This window comes from Duganella violaceipulchra (assembly GCF_019166075.1).
GTDB lineage: Bacteria > Pseudomonadota > Gammaproteobacteria > Burkholderiales > Burkholderiaceae_D > Rugamonas > Rugamonas violaceipulchra.
This window is the reverse complement of record NZ_JAHTGR010000214.1, coordinates 1-255: the sequence shown is the minus strand read 5'-3', so window position 1 is coordinate 255 and position 255 is coordinate 1. Positions and strand designations below refer to the sequence as shown.

Sequence of the window (255 nt, the reverse complement as noted above, 5' to 3'; positions counted from 1 at the left end):
TGCTCGGCCAGGGTGTTGGCGGCGCTGATCACTTCGGCTCGCTCGGCGTGTCGCCGGTGCTCAGGCCCAGCAGAGTGGAAAGTTTTTTTTGGACGTCGATGATCAGGTCGGCCTTGGCCAGCTTGGCGCGCAGGCGTTCGACTTCTTTTTCCAGCTCCCGCACCCGGCGCGCCTCGGTGGCGGCCGGATCGACTTTCGGTCCGCGCTTACGCTCCAGCGCGCCGGCCTCGTCGGCAAGCTGACGTTGCTTGCGCC

The 255-nt window shown here is 66.7% G+C and carries 1 protein-coding gene; it reads right to left on the bottom strand.

The genetic code is table 11. From position 1 onward, the window contains the following. Positions 1-28: 28 nt before the first annotated feature. Positions 29-255, bottom strand: a 227-nt coding sequence (locus tag KVP70_RS33750) for a transposase (RefSeq protein WP_217946781.1), incomplete at its 5' end; no start/stop codon positions are given.